This is a genomic window from Pseudomonas azotoformans, assembly GCF_900103345.1.
GTDB lineage: Bacteria > Pseudomonadota > Gammaproteobacteria > Pseudomonadales > Pseudomonadaceae > Aquipseudomonas > Aquipseudomonas azotoformans.
Window position 1 is genome coordinate 4,299,288 of sequence record NZ_LT629702.1, and the last position, 16,222, is coordinate 4,315,509.

Sequence of the window (16,222 nt, forward strand, 5' to 3'; positions counted from 1 at the left end):
GCTGCGTTATCGTTGGCGTTTTTCGCGAGCAAGCTCGCTCCTACAGTGGGCCACTGTCAGGCCAGGCCGGACTCTACCAGCAGTGCTTCCAGCCCCATCAAATCCGGCACCTTCGCCACATGCTCGCCCACCTGCACCGCCGCCAGTTCCAGCGGGCACAGCGGCACGTCCACATAGCTCAACTCACTGTCGAGCTTGTACGAACGCGGAATGCCCTGGATCACCAGCGCAATAAACTTCAACGTCGGTCGCCCACCCAATGCATTCAACACCACGATTCGCGAACGTTCGCCGGTCACACTCGCTTCGCCGCAGACAGCTTCAAAGCTGATCAGCGGGATTTGCCGGTCGCGCCAGGTCACTTGCCGCAGGTACCACGGCGGTGCATCGCTGGCCGGTTCGCCGCGCTGGAAGTCGATCAACTCGGCGATGGCGACGTTGGGCAGCACCAGGTGGCGGTCGGCCAGGGGCAGCAGCAGGCCGGTGAGTTGGCTGGTGCGGTGGTCAAGCATGGGACTTGCTCCAGTAGGCGATGCTTTCGAGCAGCACCGATTCCTGGTACGGCTTGCCCAGGTAGTCGTTGACGCCGATGGCCATGGCGCGGTCGCGGTGTTTCTGGCCGGTGCGCGAGGTGATCATGATGATCGGCAGGCGCATCAGCCGGGGGTCGTTGCGCACCTGGGTCGCCACTTCGAAGCCGTCCATGCGCGGCATTTCGATGTCGAGCAGCATCAGGTCCGGGGTGTGTTCTTCAAGCACCGCGAGGGCGTCGATGCCATCCTTGGCGGTGAGCACGTTCATGCCGTTGCGCTCCAGCAGGCGGCTGGTGACTTTGCGCACGGTGACTGAGTCGTCCACCACCAGCACCAGCAACGGGCGTTTTTTCAGCGGGTCGTTGAGGATCAGTGGCGCATCCACCGACTGAGCCGGCAATGCCGGCTGCCGCGCACGGATATGCGCCAGCAAGTCGATGATCAACACCACACGACCATCGCCCAGGATTGTCGCGCCGGACAAGCCCTGCACGCCGGCAAACTGCGGCCCCAGGCCCTTGACCACGATCTCCCGCGTACCGGCCATGGCGTCCACATGGATGGCCACATGCCGCTCATTGCACTGCACCAGCAGTACCGGCACCGGCTGATACTGGCCCAGCAGTTTCGGGCGGCTGACGGTGTGCAGCAGGTCGCCCAGGTAGAACAGTTCGTAACGCTGGCCGGCGTATTCATAACACGGCGGGTCTTGCTGGTAATGCCCGGCCAGCTCATGGGGCAGTACCCGCACCAGGCCTTCGATGGTGTTGAGCGGGATCGCGTATTGGTCGTCCGCGCACTGCACCATCAGCGCCCGGTTGACCGACACGGTGAACGGCAAACGAATGCGGAAATGCACACCCTCGCCCGGGGTCGAATCAATGACCATCGAGCCACCAAGCTGGCGCACTTCTTCATGCACCACGTCCATGCCCACGCCGCGCCCGGAAATCTGCGTGATCTTTTCAGCGGTGGAGAAGCCCGGCTGCAGGATGAACTGCAACACGTCGCGGTCGCTCATCTCTTGATTGGGTGCGAGCAGGCCACGCTTGATCGCCTTGCGCCGCACGGCTTCCAGCGGCACGCCGGCGCCGTCGTCGCGCATGTCGAAGACGATGTCGCCGCCTTCGTGGGTCAGGTCCAGGGTGATGCGGCCTTTCTCAGGCTTACCGGCCAGCAGCCGTGCATCGCGAGACTCCAGGCCGTGGTCAACGGCATTGCGCAACATGTGTTCCAGCGGCGCCGCCATGCGCTCCAGCACGTTGCGATCCATCTCGCCTTCGGCGTTGCCGACGATGAATTCCACGTCCTTGCCCAGCTCACCCGCCACCTGGCGCACGATGCGCTTGAGGCGCGGCAGCATGCGCTCGAACGGCACCATGCGCGTGCGCATCAGGCCTTCCTGCAACTCGGTATTGATGCGCGCCTGTTGCTGCAGCAGGCCATGGGCGTCCTCGTTGCGGCGCTCCAGGGTGTCCTTGAGGTCGAGCAGGTCGGAGGCCGATTCGGACAGCGCACGGGACAGTTGCTGCAACTGTGAATGGCGGTCCATCTCCAGCGGGTCGAACTCTTCGTAGCCCAGGCGCTCGGCCTCGGCCTGCTGGCGGCTGAGGATGCGGCCCTGGGTTTCGGTGTCGAGACGGCGCAGTTGGTCGCGCATGCGCTCAATCGTCGTTTCCACTTCCGTCAGGGCGATACGGGCGTCGTTGACTTGCTGCTCGATGCGGCCACGGAAGATCGAAGTTTCACCGGCCAGGTTGACCAGGTCGTCGAGCAGTTCAGCGGAGATCTTCACCATGTCGGCAGCCGGGTCCACCACGGCCTCCGCCTTGCCAGCCGGCAACGCCACCGGCGTCACTGCCTCTTGGCTTGGGTGCACCAGGCTTTTGATGCGCTCGATGAGCTTGTCCACCGAGCCGACCGGCAAGCCGTCCGCCACGGCGTCGATCATCTGCGCCAAACGGTCGTGGCAGCCCTGGAGCAAGGCGAACAACTCAGGCGACGGCGCAAGCAAGCCGGCAGACAGGCCTTCGTAGAGAAACTCCAGTTCGTGGGCCAGGTCGCCAATAGGTGCGATCTCGACCATGCGCGCGCCGCCCTTGAGGGTATGAAGGTCGCGCAGCAGGGTTTCCACTTCCTGGCGGTTGCCGGGCTCGGCCTGCCAGCGCGACAGCGCGGCACTGGAACTGTCGAGAATGTCGGCCGCTTCTTCGAGGAAGATATCCAGAAGCTCAGGGTCGGCGCCCGATGCCGCCGGCGCCATGGCCGGTGCGGCAGGCGCGTTGCCTTGGCGCAATGCTCGTGCCCTGGCGATCAACTCGGCGCTGTCACTCAAAGGGCGGTGGTGCTGCAATTCTTCAAGCTGCAAGGCCAGATGCTCATGGCTGGCCATCAGTACCTGGGAGAGCTCAGTGGAATAATTGTAGCGGCGGTCCACCAGTCCTTCGTACAGGCATTCCAACTCATGAGCCAGGTCGCCAATCGGCTCGATTTCAGCCATGCGCGCACCGCCCTTGAGGGTGTGCAAATCACGTTGCAACGACGACAGCGGCGCGGCGTTGTCGGGCTCCAGCAACCAACGTTTGAGCGACTGCCCGGCGCTGTCGAGGATGTCCACGGCTTCTTCGAGGAAGATCTCGACGATCTCGTCGTCCATCGCCGTTTGGTGATCCAACTGCTGTGTGGCGGCGCCCAGTTCGGAAATACTCAGGGTGCGGCTGCCATCGCTTCTGATCAGGCCTGTGGCGGATGGGTCGAGGGCTTCATCCAGCAGCTCGCGCAAGGCGTCGACACGGGCCGGCGCCGGGCTGATTTCCTGGCCGGCGGCCAGTTGGTCGAGCATGCTGATCAACGCTTCATGGGCCTGTTCGGCCTCGTGGAAAAACCGCTCGCTCACGGCCAGACTGCTCTCCTCCACCGCGCCATAGAGGTCGAGAAGGGCTTCGCAGAGTTCGTCGATGGCGTGCAGATCCGCGACATGCGCGCCTTCGCCCAGGGTGGTCAGTTCATCCAGCAGTGCAGTCAGCTCCTGGCGCTCGCCGGGGTGCTGTTGCCAGCGGCGCAGCAGGCTTTCGGCGTCGAGCAGGATGTCCATGCCTTGGGCCAGAAAGTTGGCGATCAACTGCGGATCGCGCTTGATGCGCACGTCGAGCAGCGCTTCAAGCTGCTGATCCAGCAGGCTTCGCGTGCGGTTGATCAGATCCTCTGCACCGTTGATCGACGCCAAGGGGTCACTGTCCAGGTCGCGCAGCCCACGTTGGAACAGGCCCTCGGCCTCCAGCAGCAACTCCACTTCGTCCAGATCCAGCGGCAGGCGGTGCGCCTTGTATTCGCGGGTCAGGTGGTCCAGCGGGCGCGCCAGCTCGGCGATGGGCAGCACGCCGGCCATGTAGGCGCTGCCCTTGAGGGTGTGCAGGGCGCGTTGCAGCTCATCGCTGACTTGCAGCGGCACATGCTCGGCGGCCTGCTGCAGGAAGTGGTTGAGGCTGTCCAGGTGGCTCTGGGCTTCGTTGCGGAAGATCTCCAGCAACATCGGATCATGGGGTTCGGCGGCCGGCGCAGGTGTGCCACTGGCCAAGGCGTGGGCGCGGGCAGCCAGGGCGTCGACTTCATCGCGTTGGCGCTGGTCGTCGGTGGCAAAGTCAGCAATCAATTCCGGCAGCAGGGCCACCGCTTCGTCCAATACCTGCTGCACCTCGGGGCCCAGGCTTACGCTGCGTTCCAGCACACGGTTGAGCAGGTTTTCCATGGCCCAGGCCAGCTCGGCCAAGACCAGGGCGCGCACCATGCGGCCGCTGCCCTTGAGGGTGTGGAAAGCGCGGCGCATTTCGCCCTGGGCGGTTTTGTCCGCGCTGTTGGGCAGGTAGCGGTGCAGCACTTCGAGGACTTCATCGGTTTCTTCGAGGAAGACTTCGCGCAGTTCGTCGTCGATGGGCTCCTCGTCGGCGGGCGGCGGCAACAGGCTGCCGGGGCGTTGCAGGGCCGGCGGGTTGAGGCGCGACGTCGGACTGGCCAGGGCGTCGAACTGGGATTGGCTCGGCGCGAGTTCGGCCGGCAGTGCGCCATCCGGTGCAACCAACGCCTGGCGCCAGGGTTTCTCGGCAGGCAAGTAGCCCAGTGCGGCCAGGCCTTGGGTCGCCAGCTCCAGCACACGTTCTCCGGCCGCATCCGGGTCCTGCAGCATGCGCTCCAGGTAGTACTCCAGGCTGCTGATCACGTCAGCGAAGTGCGCCAGTTGCCTCTCGGACGGTGGCGCATCGCTGCCCATCAACTGTTCGTCGACGTAATCCGTGCACCCGCGCATCAGGCTCGCTGCGCGAGGCAAAGGGATCATCGCCAGGGCACCGCGCACCTGGCTCAGCAGCTCGGGCAGGGACTCCAGGCGCTGACGGTCCCAATCGGCTTCGATGCAGTCGATCACCAGTTCCTTGGCTTGCTTGAGGCACTGGCAGGACTCGCGAATCACCAATTGGTGAATCTGGGTCAGGTCGGTGGTGGGCAAGCGGCTTTCTTCGCGGCTTTCCGGCTCGACAGTGCCGACCATGCCGGCCAGCGTGGCTTCGACGTAGAGCAAGGCGCCGGCGACATCCATCAGCACCGCGTCGTTGGGCTCGCGTTGGCCCTGCGCCAGGCTCAGTACCACCGCGAGTTGATCGATGATGACTTTGCGCGGCTGGCCGAAGCCCAGCACCGCCAGGGTGTCGGCGATCTGCCGCAGCGGTGCGAGCAGTGCATCCAGGTCGCTGGTGTGCTGACGGTCGCTGCGCACGAACAAGTCGAGGCGCTCCTTGACCCGTACCAGTTCTTCGCACAAGGCACCGAGTACCGACCCCATCGCATTGCGGTCCGGCCCGGCCAGGCGCGCGCGTTCGGCGTCGACCAGCGCGCTGTCGGGCAGGGCTTCATCCAGGCCGTAGCGTTCCTTGAGGCTCTGCATACGCGGCGTCGGCCTAGTGACCTTGGCCACGTAAAACAACAGGCTCTTGAGCAGTTCATCCGGCGCCGCCTGGTTGATCCCGCCGATGCCCTGGGCCAGCAGACGCTTGAGCTGTTTATCGCTGGCCTTGAGCAGGCTGCGCAGGGCCGGGCTGTTGGCGATCACACCGGTGAGCATGCCTTCGACCAGCGCCGAGGTGACTTGCCACAGCGGCAACAACGGCGCGCCCTGGCACAGGGCTTCGAGGCGCGCGAACACCCGCGCCATGTCTTCCAGGTTGCTGGGGCCGTGGTCTTCGCGCAGCAACCCGGCCAAGGCCTGTTGCAGGAGTTGGTGCCACTGGCGCAGTTGCTCTTTCAGGTCGGGCACGGCGCGTTGGGCCAGGGCTTCGTCGGGCAACGGGGCTATCGTCAGCAGCTGCGGGCTGAACAGGCTGGTCTCCGACAGCAGGCTTTCGCCGCGCGCGCTGCGCAGGTCGTTGAGCAATGGCAACACCACCAGCGGCAGGTCGCGGCGGGCGCTGTGCACACGGTCCAGGTACAGCGGCAATTGGTTGAGGGCCTGTTGCAGCAGGCGGATGCTTTCGTCGCGCTGGCTCACGCGGTCGGCTTGCAGCGACAGGGCCAGTGCTTCGATTTCTTCGGCCAGCAGGGCCGCGCCATAGAACTCGACCATTTGCAGGGCGCCGTGTACTTGATGGACACACGCCAGGCACTCGCCGATGGCATCGCCGTCGGAGGTTTCGACGTAGGCATCGAGCGCCGAACGGGCCTGTTTCAGGGTTTCGGCAATGTCGCCCTTGACCCATTCGAGGGCCACGTAGTCGTGCCGATCAACCATAACTGCTCCGCTTAGAATTCATGGGTTGCTGGTGGTGCAAGATCTCAAGACAAATAGAGATCAAATGTGGGAGGGGGCTTGCCCCCGATGGCGGTGCATCAGTCAAAGATTGGGTGACTGACCCACTGCTATCGGGGGCAAGCCCCCTCCCACATTTGTACTGCATTTCAATCGTCGACCTGCTTTGGCGGCGGCAAGGTGAACCCCGACACCGACCGGCGCAGCTGGCTGGCCATTTTCGCCAGGTTGCCGATGCTTTCCGCGGTGGCCGTGGAGCCCGACGAGGTCTGGGTGGTGATCTGCTGGATCACGTTCATGGTCAGGGAGATCTGCCCCGCCGAACTCGTCTGCTCCTGCGCCGCGTTGGAAATGCTCTGGATCAGCGCCGCCAGGGTTTTCGACACGCCCTCGATCTCTTCCAGCGCCACCCCGGCATCCTGGGCCAGGCGTGCGCCGCGCACCACTTCGGTGGTGGTCTGCTCCATGGAAATGACTGCTTCGTTGGTGTCGGCCTGGATCGCCCGCACCAGCGTTTCAATCTGCCGGGTCGCCGCCGACGAGCGCTCGGCCAGGCGCTGCACTTCATCGGCCACCACTGCAAAGCCGCGTCCGGCATCCCCGGCCATGCTCGCCTGGATCGCGGCGTTGAGGGCGAGGATGTTGGTCTGGTCGGCAATGTCGTCGATCAGGCTGACGATGTCGCCAATCTCCTGGGACGACTCGCCCAGGCGCTTGATGCGCTTGGCGGTGTCCTGGATCTGTTCGCGGATGTTGTCCATGCCGTGGATGGTGTTGTGCACCACCTCGTTGCCTTTGTTGGCAATTTCCACCGAGCGCTCCGCCACCGCCGACGATTCGGCGGCGTTGGCCGATACCTGGTCGATGGACTGGGCCATCTGATTGATCGCCGTTGACGCCTCGGCGATCTGCTGGGCCTGGTGCTCCGACGCCTGGGCCAGGTGCATGGCGGTGGCCTGGGTGTCCTGCACCGCACCGGCGACTTGCCCGGCGGTGAGGTTGATGGTGGCAACCAGGTCGCGCAACTGGTCGACGGAGTAGTTGATAGAGTCCGCGATGGTGCCGGTAAAGTCTTCGGTCACCGAGGCCGTCACGGTGAGGTCGCCGTCGGCCAAGTCTTCGATTTCATCCAGCAGGCGCATGATCGCGTTCTGGTTGCGCTCGTTCTTCTCGGCGGTTTCATGCAGTTGGCGGTTGGTCTCGCGCACCATCACCAGGCCGATCAGGATGATCGAGGTCAGCGCCAGCAGGCCCAGCACATAGCCGCCGATGGTGTCGAAGCTGCGCCCGCCGGCCAGGTTTTCGAAACCGGTGGCCAGGTGCGAAGCTTCATCGAGCAGGGTTTGCGACAGGTTGAAGATGTTGCTCGCCGAGGCGCGCACCTGGAACAGTTGCGGCGAGGTTTCGAGAATTTCATCGACCGAGCCCGAGACAAACTCGAACAGCTCGGCGATTTCCGCCAGACGCGCGCGGGCGTCGCGGTCTTCAACCTGGGTGATGCGCAGGCCGGGGTTGCCCTGGAGCATGCCGTTGAGCACCTGGCCGAAACGGTTGGCATCGCGGCCAAAGGCGTCGGCGGCCTGAACGGCGGTTTCGTCGCCGGCCAGCACGGTGTTCACCGCCCCCAGGATGCGCTCGGCCAGCAACGACTGGCGCTGGGCCAGGGCGACCTGGCTGGCTGGGGCGCCGCGTTGCAGGAGGATGTCGACGACCTTTTCCGACTCCACCTGCAATTGCGGAACGGTTTCGGCCAGGGTCGCCGCAACCTGGTGCAAGGACAGCACGGTCTGTTCGCTGGCGAGGATCGCGTCGGTATTTTTCAGCAGCGCTTCCCAGTCGGTCTGCACCGCACGCATTTCGGCGCGTACTGCACTGGGCGCAGCCGGCAGGCCAGTTTGCGGGTCACCTTTTTTCAGGTAGCCCCAACGCTGGGCGAAGTCGTTGCGTGCATCGCCCAGCAACTTGAACGCTGCGGCCTTGCCGGCGGCGGCTTCGGTAGCATTCTTGGCAATGCGCTGGGACAGCACGCGCAACTCACCGGCGTGGCCGATGTACTGTTTGTCATAGGTGGACTGGGTGTTGAGGTAGGCAAAGTTGGCGAACAGCAACATGATGAACACGATCAGTGCAATGAACAGCACGACGATCTGGGAACGGCTGCGCGACGCGGCCTGGGGTTTTGGCGGGGTAACGGTGGTCATGCGGCAACATCCATGAAGCCTGGGGCCTGGGCCAGGGCGAAGGGGCTGAAGACCTGCCATTGCTGGTCGCCATCGAACTGGCCCTGGATAAACGGCGCACCGGGAGCGGCACTCGCCAGCAGTGCGTCTTGTGCGAAATGCTGCATCCCCACCACCTCGTCCACCAGCAGCCCGACAAACAAATCGTTGAATTCCACCACCAATACGCGCCGCTGTTTGCGCGCCTTGGACAGCTCCAGGCCGAGGAACCCGCCCAGGTCCATCACCGGCAACAAGCGCCCACGCAGGTTAGCCACTCCCTTGACCCAGGCCTTGACCCCGGGCATTAAAGTACAGCGCGGCTCATGCAGGACTTCGGCGACTTCGCCCATGGGCGCCACATACCAATGCTGCCCCAGGCGAAAACCGATCCCGCTCCAGCGTTGCAGGCGGGCTTCCTGGGACGGCAGGTCGGCGGCCAGAAGGCGGCAGCGTCGGTCGATGTCCAACAACAGCTCAAAGGCGGTTTGCGACTCGGTCATGATGGCGACCCGTCAGCCGGCCAGCACCTTGTTCAGGGTGGCGATCAGGGTTTCTTCATCCACCGGCTTGGTCAGGTAGTCCTTGGCGCCCTGGCGCGCGCCCCAGATCTTGTCGGTTTCCTGGTCCTTGGTGGTGATGATGATGATCGGGATACCGTTGGTTTCCGGCTCCTTGGACAGCTGGCGGGTGGCCTGGAAGCCGTTGAGGCCCGGCATCACGATGTCCATCAGCACGGCGTCGGGCTTTTCCTGGCGGGCCAGGGCCACGCCGTCCGCACCGTTTTCGGCCTTGAGGACCTGGTGACCATGCTTTTCCAGCATGCCGGTCAGTTTGTACATTTCGGTCGGCGAATCGTCGACGATCAGAACACGTGCCATGGTTTTCCCCACTACATAGGTGGACGCCAGCCCTTGTGAGGCGGCGTCAGTGTGCTTGTTCTACTGCGGCGAACCCTGGCACATAGGCCTTGATTGCGCCCAGCAGTTCTTCCTTGCTGAAAGGCTTGGTCAAAAACTGATCGACACCCACGATGCGCCCCTTGGCCTTGTCGAACAAGCCGTCCTTGGACGACAGCATGATCACCGGGATCGACTTGAACGCCGGGTTGTTCTTCACCAGCGCGCAGGTCTGATAGCCATCCAGGCGCGGCATCATGATGTCGACAAAAATAATGTGCGGGTGATGATCCACGATCCGGGCCAGGGCGTCGAAACCGTCGATGGCCGTGATGACATCGCACCCCGTGTTCTTCAACAAGGTCTCGGCGGTGCGGCGGATCGTCTTCGAATCGTCGATCACCATCACTCTCAAGGCGTTGGAATGCTGTTCCATATCTGCTCTGCCATCGCCACAGCGAATCGGTTTTCGGTGTGTACTGCCTGATGTTGCACAGGATGAGCGCCGCAAGCCTTGGAATTCAAGGGCTGCTACGCCGTGGCAGTCTTTTTAGCACAGTCTCCGGACGCAATCTATCGAGCAACCGGCCGGGTGGTTTTTCCTTGACCCACAACAGCCACAGCGCCACTCTGACGCCACTTTTATGCGCCCCAATTTGCTAGAGGAAATCCCCCATGAGCGTTCGCGTCGGCATTGTCATGGACCCTATCGCCAGCATTTCCTATAAAAAGGACAGCTCGCTGGCCATGCTCCTGGCCGCCCAGGCCCGCGGCTGGACGTTGTTCTATATGGAACAGCGCGATCTTTACCAGGGTGACGGCGAGGCCCGCGCACGCATGCGCCCGCTGCAGGTGTTTGCCAACCCGCAGAAGTGGTTCGAGCTGCAAGACGAAATCGACAGCCCGCTGAGCGACCTGGACGTGATCCTGATGCGCAAGGACCCGCCGTTCGACATGGAGTTCGTCTACTCCACCTACCTGCTGGAGCAGGCCGAGCGCGCCGGTGTGCTGATCGTCAACAAGCCGCAGAGCCTGCGCGACTGCAATGAAAAGCTGTTCGCCACCCTCTTCCCGCAGTGCACACCGCCGACCGTGGTCAGCCGCCGCGCCGACGTGCTGCGCGAGTTCGCTGCCAAGCACGGTGACGTGATCCTCAAGCCGCTGGACGGCATGGGCGGCACCTCGATCTTCCGTCACCGCGCCGGCGACCCGAACCTGTCGGTGATCCTGGAGACCCTGACCGCCCTGGGCACCCAGCAGATCATGGGCCAGGCCTACCTGCCGGCGATCAAGGACGGCGACAAGCGCATCCTGATGATCGACGGCGAGCCGGTGGATTACTGCCTGGCGCGCATCCCGGCCGCCGGCGAGACCCGTGGCAACCTGGCGGCCGGTGGTCGGGGCGAAGCCCGCCCTCTGTCGGACAAGGACCGTTGGATTGCCGCCCAGGTTGGCCCGACCCTGCGCGAAAAAGGCCTGCTGTTCGTGGGACTGGACGTCATCGGTGAGAACCTCACCGAAATCAACGTCACCAGCCCCACCTGCATTCGCGAGATCGATAACGCATTTGGCACGAACATCGGCGAAATGTTGATGGCCGCCATTGAGCGCAAGCTGCAAGCCAAGTGATATAGAACAGCCGGACACGCACCAACATTGCGCTATCATGCCCCACCTGTGAAACGCGCGATGTTGGTTTTTTTGTCATGACACTCCCGTCCGAACTGCCCCCAGAACTCTCCCACAGCGGCGTGCGCCCGGCTGATCGGCTCGGATTTACCCTGTTCCTGGCCGCGTTGATTCACTTGGCCCTGATCCTCGGCGTGGGTTTCACCATGGTCGAACCCAAGCAAATCACCCAGACCCTGGAAATCACCCTCGCCACGTTCAAGAGCGAAAAGAAGCCCGAAAAGGCCGACTTTCTCGCCCAGGACAACCAGCAGGGCAGCGGCACCCTCGACAAGAAAGCCGTGCCCAAGACCACCGAAGTGGCGCCGTTCCAGGACAACAAGGTCAACAAAGTCACCCCGCCACCGGCGCCCAAGCCTGAGGTCAAGCAGGCCGCCCCCAAGCCCGCCCTGACCACCATCGCCCCCAAACCGCAGAAAGCCCCGGCCCAGCGCGAAAAAACCAAGACCGAACCCACGCCCGAGCCCGTAAAACCGGCGCCGACTTTCGACAGCTCGACCCTGTCCGACGAAATTTCCAGCCTCGAAGCCGAACTGGCCAACGAACAGCAGCTGTACGCCAAGCGCCCGCGCATCTACCGGCTGAATGCCGCCTCGACCATGCGTGACAAAGGCGCCTGGTATAAGGACGAATGGCGCAAGAAGGTCGAGCGTATCGGCAACCTCAATTACCCGGAGGAAGCCCGACGCCAGCAGATTTACGGGAATTTGCGTCTATTAGTGTCAATCAACCGCGACGGCACATTGTATGAAGTGCAGGTACTGGAATCGTCCGGCCAGCCACTGCTGGACCAGGCCGCCCAGCGTATCGTGCGCCTGGCCGCGCCCTTTGCACCGTTCAGCGGCGACTTGAACGACGTCGACCGCCTGGAAATCATCCGCACCTGGAAGTTTGCCAAGGGCGATCGGCTGTCGAGCAACTAACGGCTCATCTTCTGTAGGAGCGAGCTTGCTCGCGAAAGTTGCCAACGATAACGCAGCGCTTCAGGGAGCCAGCGGTGTCCGGGAGTTTTTCGCGAGCAAGCTCGCTCCTACAGAAAAGCAGACAGCGATCACTCCCAGCTTGTCAGTTCGCCCCTCCCCCGCCACACTAGCGGACATGAAAAATGTCAGCCCGACCTACCTCAAGCACCACTTCCTGATCGCCATGCCCCATATGGCCGACCCGAACTTTGCGCAAACCTTGACCTACATCGTCGAGCATACCGCCAAGGGTGCCATGGGGTTGGTCATCAACCGCCCGCAAGCGCTGAACCTGGCGGATATCCTTGAGCAACTGCGCCCCGAGATCGACCCGCCGGCTCGTTGCCAGGGCGTGCCGATCTATATTGGTGGGCCGGTGCAGACCGATCGCGGCTTCGTGCTGCACCCCACCGGGCCGAAGTTCCAGGCCACGGTCGATCTGGACGGCGTATCGTTGTCCACTTCCCAGGACGTGTTGTTCGCCATCGCCGACGGCATGGGCCCTGAGCAAAGCGTGATCACCCTCGGTTACGCGGGTTGGGAAGCCGGCCAACTGGAGGCAGAACTCGCCAGCAATGCCTGGCTGACCTGCCCGTTCGACGCCGACATCCTGTTCAACACCGCCAGCGAACTGCGTCTGGACGCGGCTGCGGCGACACTCGGGATCAACCTCAACCTGCTGACCAGCCAGGCGGGGCACGCTTGATGGCTTTGCGTCTGATCCTCGGTTTTGACTACGGCACCAAACAGATCGGCGTAGCGGTCGGCCAGGTGATCACCGGCCAGGCCCGCGAGCTGTGCACCTTGAAAGCCCAGAATGGCGTGCCGGACTGGAACCAGGTCGAGGCCCTCATCAAGGAGTGGAAGCCCGACGCGGTCGTGGTCGGGCTGCCCCTGAACATGGATGGCACCCCCAGCGACATGTGCCTGCGCGCCGAAAAATTCGCCCGCCGCCTCAATGGTCGCTACAACCTGCCCTTCTATACCCACGACGAACGCCTCACCACCTTTGAAGCCAAGGGCGAGCGCCGTGACCGTGGCGGACAAAAGGGCAGCTACCGCGACAACCCGGTAGACGCCATCGCCGCCGCTTTGCTGTTGCAGGGTTGGCTGGATGAAAACACCGCTTTATTTACATCCTGACTTGCCGCATTGCTTTTGTAGGAGCGAGCTTGCTCGCGAAAAACGTCAACGATTACGCGCGCACCCAGACTGCACGCGGTGCCTGTGAGTTCTTCGCGAGCAAGCTCGCTCCTACAGTGTCTTTTACGTTTGAGCCCGGTCCTTGCCTGCGCGAGGCCTAGAAGGAGCCCCCATGAGCCTGCCGAACCCCACCGAACTGATCAGCCAGATGGCGACAAGCCTCACGGCCCATCTGCAGCACCGCAATATCAGCGAGCCACGCTTCATTGGCATTCGCACCGGCGGTGTGTGGGTGGCCCAGGCGCTGCTGGAAGCACTGGGCAACGATTCGCCCCTGGGCACCCTGGACGTGTCCTTCTACCGCGACGACTTCAGCCAGAACGGCCTGCACCCGCAAGTGCGCCCGTCGGCCCTGCCGTTCGAGATTGAAGGCCAGCACCTGGTGCTGATTGACGATGTACTGATGAGCGGTCGCACCATCCGCGCCGCCATGAACGAACTGTTCGACTACGGCCGCCCAGCCAGCGTAACCCTGGTGTGCCTGCTGGACCTGGACGCCGGCGAACTGCCGATCAGCCCGGATGTGGTCGGCGCCACCCTGTCGCTTGAAGCCCATCAACGGGTAAAATTGCTCGGTCCCACGCCGCTCGCACTCGAACTGCAAGACCTCGCCCTTTAAACCGCCTTGTAAAGAGTCCCCGCGATGACGCCTCTAGATGCCAAGCGCCCGCTGCAGCTCAATGCTCAGGGCCAGTTGCAACACTTCTTGTCCCTCGACGGTTTGCCCCGCGAACTGCTCACCGAAATCCTCGACACCGCCGACTCGTTCCTCGAAGTCGGTGGCCGGGCGGTGAAGAAGGTCCCGCTGTTGCGCGGCAAGACCATCTGCAACGTGTTCTTCGAGAACTCCACCCGCACCCGCACCACCTTCGAACTGGCGGCCCAGCGGCTGTCGGCCGACGTGATCACGCTGAACGTGTCCACCTCGTCGGCGAGCAAGGGCGAAACCCTGCTCGACACCCTGCGCAACCTGGAAGCCATGGCCGCCGACATGTTCGTGGTACGTCACGGCGACTCCGGTGCCGCACACTTCATCGCCGAGCATGTGTGCCCGCAGGTGGCGATCATCAACGGCGGCGACGGCCGCCACGCCCACCCGACCCAGGGCATGCTCGACATGCTCACCATCCGTCGGCACAAGGGCAGCTTTGAAAACCTCTCGGTGGCTATCGTCGGCGACATCCTGCATTCGCGGGTTGCGCGCTCGAACATGCTGGCCCTCAAAGCCCTGGGTTGCCCGGACATCCGTGTGATCGCGCCAAAAACCCTGCTGCCCATCGGTATCGAACAGTACGGCGTGAAGGTCTACACCGACATGGCCGCAGGCCTGAAGGACGTGGACGTGGTGATCATGCTGCGCCTGCAACGCGAGCGCATGAACGGTGGCCTGCTGCCGAGTGAAGGCGAGTTCTTCCGCCTGTTCGGCCTGACCACCGCACGCCTGGCCGGCGCCAAGCCGGATGCCATCGTGATGCACCCGGGCCCGATCAACCGTGGCGTGGAGATTGAGTCGGCGGTGGCCGACGGTCCGCAGTCGGTGATCCTCAACCAGGTGACCTACGGCATCGCCGTACGCATGGCCGTGCTGTCCATGGCCATGAGCGGGCAAACCGCGCAACGTCAATTCGAGCAGGAGAACGCCCAGTGAAGCTCAGCATCCTCGGCGCCCGCGTCATCGATCCGGCCAGTGGCCTGGATCAAGTTACCGATCTGCATCTGGAAGCCGGCAAGATCATTGCCATTGGCGCCGCGCCCGCAGGCTTCAACGCCAGCGAGACCATCGACGCCAAAGGCCTGGTGGCCGCGCCTGGCCTGGTCGACCTGAACGTCGCCCTGCGTGAGCCGGGTTACAGCCGCAAGGGCAACATCACCAGCGAAACCCGCGCCGCCGCCGCTGGTGGCGTGACTAGCCTGTGCTGCCCACCGCACACCAAGCCGGTGCTGGACACCTCGGCCGTGACCGAGCTGATCCTCGACCGCGCCCGTGAAGCCGGCAACTGCAAAGTGTTCCCTATCGGTGCACTGAGCAAGGGCCTGGAAGGCGAACAACTCGCCGAGCTGATCGCCTTGCGCGACGCCGGTTGCGTAGCCTTTGGCAATGGCCTGGAAAGCTTTCGCAGCACCCGCACGCTGTTACGCGCCCTGGAGTACGCGGCCACTTTCGACCTGACGGTGATCTTCCATTCCCAGGACCGCGACCTGGCCGAAGGCGGCCTGGCCCATGAAGGCGCCGTGGCCAGCTTCCTCGGCCTCCCGGGCATCCCGGAAACCGCCGAGACCGTGGCTCTGGCCCGTGACCTGCTGCTGGTGGAACAGAGCGGCGTGCGCGCGCACTTCAGCCAGTTGACCAGTGCGCGGGGCGTGGCCCTGATCGCCCAGGCCCAGGCTCGTGGCTTGCCGGTGACGGCGGATGTGGCGTTGTACCAGTTGATCCTGACGGACGAAGCGCTGATCGACTTCTCCAGCCTGTACCACGTGCAACCGCCCCTGCGCACCCTGGCTGACCGCGACGGTTTGCGCGCAGCGGTGAAATCCGGTGTGGTCTCGGCGATTTCCAGCCATCACCAGCCCCATGAACGGGATGCCAAGCTGGCACCGTTTGGTGCGACAGAGCCGGGCATCAGTAGTGTCGAACTGTTGCTGCCGCTGGCGATGACGCTGGTTGAGGATGGGTTGCTGGACTTGCCGACATTGTTGGCACGCCTGAGCAGCGGCCCAGCCGAGGCCCTGCGTCTGCCGGCGGGCAAGTTGGCGGTGGGTTCGGCGGCGGATCTGGTGCTGTTCGACCCGGCCAGCTCCACGGTTGCCGGGGAACACTGGCTGTCCAAGGGTGAAAATTGCCCGTTCATCGGCCATAGCCTGCCTGCGACGGTGCGTTACACCCTGGTGGATGGACGCATCACCTACCAAGCCTGACGCAGTC

13 protein-coding genes are annotated in these 16,222 nt (G+C 63.7%); 7 read left to right on the forward strand and 6 right to left on the reverse strand.

The genetic code is table 11. The features are described 5' to 3' along the window. Positions 1-56: 56 nt before the first annotated feature. The 6 genes from BLR69_RS19545 to pilG all read right to left on the reverse strand — a co-directional run bounded on the left by BLR69_RS19545 (position 57) and on the right by pilG (position 9,881). Positions 57-512 (reverse strand): chemotaxis protein CheW, encoded by a 456-nt coding sequence (locus BLR69_RS19545; protein ID WP_010207210.1) that lies wholly within the window; start codon positions 510-512, stop codon positions 57-59. Beyond that, positions 505-6,309, reverse strand: coding sequence for an Hpt domain-containing protein (locus BLR69_RS19550; RefSeq protein ID WP_071494464.1), 5,805 nt, complete (start codon positions 6,307-6,309; stop codon positions 505-507). Before BLR69_RS19550 ends, BLR69_RS19545 begins: the two co-directional genes overlap by 8 nt. A gap of 167 nt (positions 6,310-6,476) precedes the next feature. Next, complete coding sequence (locus BLR69_RS19555) at positions 6,477-8,528, reverse strand: methyl-accepting chemotaxis protein (protein ID WP_071494465.1); 2,052 nt, start codon at positions 8,526-8,528, stop codon at positions 6,477-6,479. Further along, positions 8,525-9,049: a chemotaxis protein CheW gene (locus tag BLR69_RS19560; protein WP_071494466.1), complete on the reverse strand. Its 525-nt coding sequence runs from the start codon at positions 9,047-9,049 to the stop codon at positions 8,525-8,527. Before BLR69_RS19560 ends, BLR69_RS19555 begins: the two co-directional genes overlap by 4 nt. A 12-nt stretch (positions 9,050-9,061) precedes the next feature. Beyond that, positions 9,062-9,427, reverse strand: coding sequence for a twitching motility response regulator PilH (gene pilH, locus BLR69_RS19565; RefSeq protein ID WP_014720320.1), 366 nt, complete (start codon positions 9,425-9,427; stop codon positions 9,062-9,064). Positions 9,428-9,473: 46 nt separating this feature from the next. Beyond that, positions 9,474-9,881, reverse strand: coding sequence for a twitching motility response regulator PilG (pilG, locus tag BLR69_RS19570; protein WP_071494467.1), 408 nt, complete (start codon positions 9,879-9,881; stop codon positions 9,474-9,476). A 239-nt stretch (positions 9,882-10,120) separates the two neighbouring features. Between pilG and gshB the strand changes: the two genes are divergently transcribed. From gshB to BLR69_RS19605, 7 genes are all read left to right on the forward strand, one after another. After that, complete coding sequence (gene gshB, locus BLR69_RS19575; protein WP_071494468.1) at positions 10,121-11,074, forward strand: glutathione synthase; 954 nt, start codon at positions 10,121-10,123, stop codon at positions 11,072-11,074. A gap of 77 nt (positions 11,075-11,151) precedes the next feature. Further along, entirely contained in the window at positions 11,152-12,057 is a 906-nt protein-coding gene (locus BLR69_RS19580; protein WP_071494469.1) for an energy transducer TonB, read from the forward strand. 175 nt (positions 12,058-12,232) lie between these two features. After that, positions 12,233-12,802 carry a YqgE/AlgH family protein gene (locus tag BLR69_RS19585; RefSeq protein WP_071494470.1) on the forward strand — a complete coding sequence of 190 codons (570 nt, stop codon included), beginning with the start codon at positions 12,233-12,235 and terminating at the stop codon, positions 12,800-12,802. After that, positions 12,802-13,239 (forward strand): Holliday junction resolvase RuvX, encoded by a 438-nt coding sequence (gene ruvX / locus BLR69_RS19590; RefSeq protein WP_025857710.1) that lies wholly within the window; start codon positions 12,802-12,804, stop codon positions 13,237-13,239. The genes BLR69_RS19585 and ruvX overlap by 1 nt, the downstream gene beginning before the upstream one ends. Positions 13,240-13,411: 172 nt before the next feature. Further along, positions 13,412-13,918: a bifunctional pyr operon transcriptional regulator/uracil phosphoribosyltransferase PyrR gene (gene pyrR, locus BLR69_RS19595; RefSeq protein ID WP_071494471.1), complete on the forward strand. Its 507-nt coding sequence runs from the start codon at positions 13,412-13,414 to the stop codon at positions 13,916-13,918. 24 nt (positions 13,919-13,942) lie between these two features. Next, a complete protein-coding gene (locus BLR69_RS19600; protein ID WP_071494472.1) occupies positions 13,943-14,947 on the forward strand; it encodes an aspartate carbamoyltransferase catalytic subunit in 1,005 nt (334 codons plus the stop codon). After that, positions 14,944-16,215: a dihydroorotase gene (locus BLR69_RS19605; protein WP_071494473.1), complete on the forward strand. Its 1,272-nt coding sequence runs from the start codon at positions 14,944-14,946 to the stop codon at positions 16,213-16,215. The genes BLR69_RS19600 and BLR69_RS19605 overlap by 4 nt, the downstream gene beginning before the upstream one ends. Positions 16,216-16,222: the final 7 nt, after the last annotated feature.

Bases quoted from the DNA above. Each gene is read 5' to 3' on its own strand.
- BLR69_RS19545 (WP_010207210.1), bottom strand. From the start codon at position 512: ATGCTTGACCACCGCACCAGCCAACTCACCGGCCTGCTGCTGCCCCTG.
- BLR69_RS19550 (WP_071494464.1), bottom strand. From the start codon at position 6,309: ATGGTTGATCGGCACGACTACGTGGCCCTCGAATGGGTCAAGGGCGAC.
- BLR69_RS19555 (WP_071494465.1), bottom strand. From the start codon at position 8,528: ATGACCACCGTTACCCCGCCAAAACCCCAGGCCGCGTCGCGCAGCCGT.
- BLR69_RS19560 (WP_071494466.1), bottom strand. From the start codon at position 9,049: ATGACCGAGTCGCAAACCGCCTTTGAGCTGTTGTTGGACATCGACCGA.
- pilH (WP_014720320.1), bottom strand. From the start codon at position 9,427: ATGGCACGTGTTCTGATCGTCGACGATTCGCCGACCGAAATGTACAAA.
- pilG (WP_071494467.1), bottom strand. From the start codon at position 9,881: ATGGAACAGCATTCCAACGCCTTGAGAGTGATGGTGATCGACGATTCG.
- gshB (WP_071494468.1), top strand. From the start codon at position 10,121: ATGAGCGTTCGCGTCGGCATTGTCATGGACCCTATCGCCAGCATTTCC.
- BLR69_RS19580 (WP_071494469.1), top strand. From the start codon at position 11,152: ATGACACTCCCGTCCGAACTGCCCCCAGAACTCTCCCACAGCGGCGTG.
- BLR69_RS19585 (WP_071494470.1), top strand. From the start codon at position 12,233: ATGAAAAATGTCAGCCCGACCTACCTCAAGCACCACTTCCTGATCGCC.
- ruvX (WP_025857710.1), top strand. From the start codon at position 12,802: ATGGCTTTGCGTCTGATCCTCGGTTTTGACTACGGCACCAAACAGATC.
- pyrR (WP_071494471.1), top strand. From the start codon at position 13,412: ATGAGCCTGCCGAACCCCACCGAACTGATCAGCCAGATGGCGACAAGC.
- BLR69_RS19600 (WP_071494472.1), top strand. From the start codon at position 13,943: ATGACGCCTCTAGATGCCAAGCGCCCGCTGCAGCTCAATGCTCAGGGC.